Origin of the sequence: Marinimicrobium sp. UBA4209 (assembly GCF_002381585.1) — a bacterium.
Classification (GTDB): Bacteria; Pseudomonadota; Gammaproteobacteria; order Pseudomonadales; family Cellvibrionaceae; genus Marinimicrobium; species Marinimicrobium koreense.
Genome location: NZ_DFTP01000075.1, coordinates 1 through 830 on the forward strand (window position 1 = coordinate 1; position 830 = coordinate 830).

2 protein-coding genes are annotated in these 830 nt (G+C 54.9%); both read left to right on the top strand.

Features of this window, described 5'->3' with window-relative positions; genetic code table 11:
- The coding region (locus B3187_RS11085; RefSeq protein WP_286806449.1) for a GGDEF domain-containing protein at positions 1 to 389 on the top strand (389 nt) is incomplete at its 5' end.
- A gap of 9 nt (positions 390 to 398) precedes the next feature.
- A complete protein-coding gene (locus B3187_RS11090; RefSeq protein ID WP_286806450.1) occupies positions 399 to 758 on the top strand; it encodes a hypothetical protein in 360 nt (119 codons plus the stop codon).
- The last annotated feature ends 72 nt before the right edge of the window (positions 759 to 830 follow it).

Consider the following 830-nt stretch of genomic DNA (forward strand, 5'->3'; position numbering starts at 1 on the left):
CCACCGTAATTGTCGCCGAACACCACTTCAAGGACGTCAATGATACCTGGGGCCACACCTGTGGTGATCGAGTGTTGACCAAAGTCGCCGACGTTTGCCGACACTCATTGCGCCCCACCGACATCATTGGCCGCTTCGGAGGCGAGGAATTTGTGGTGGCGCTGCCGAACACTGATTCAATCAATGCGCAAGCCGTGGCAGAGCGGTTGAAGGAGAATGTCGCCGCACTGATACTCGAGGGGGAGATGAGCGATCTTCGCCTGAGCGTCACCATTGGTATAGCGGTCGCCAACGCCGACGATGATCTGGATGCGCTGATTACCCGGGCGGATAACATGCTCTATGTGGGTAAGCGCGATGGTAGGAATCAGGTCGTGATGTTAAATTAAGGTGGCTTATTGAGAGACTTCGAGGTTTTGAAATGTACTTCAAACGCTCCGGAGCTTACATTGATTGCCTGCATATATCGGCCATTATCAAGGAGAAAGTCGTTGAGGATTTTAGTCGTTTTTTTGGTATCGGTTTTGGCCACTGGCTGTTCTACCTCCACCAGCAGAATGCACGAAGAGCGAGCAGCGGCGGAACAAAGCCGGGCCTATCGGATTGGCCAACAGGCAGGCACGCCTGACAACATCCAGGCTATGCGCTCGGCTCAGAAGAGCGCCCAATCCCACCGGGATCAGGCACAGGAGACGGACGGCTGGTCGATGTTTGAGTTTCTGTTCGAGATGATTGAATTTATTGGCGACAGAACGTGACCCCTGGAGCTATCGCCCCCAGCATGGCGCCCCTCCAGTCACCCACCCGCATGAAAACCACTCTCCGCCCGC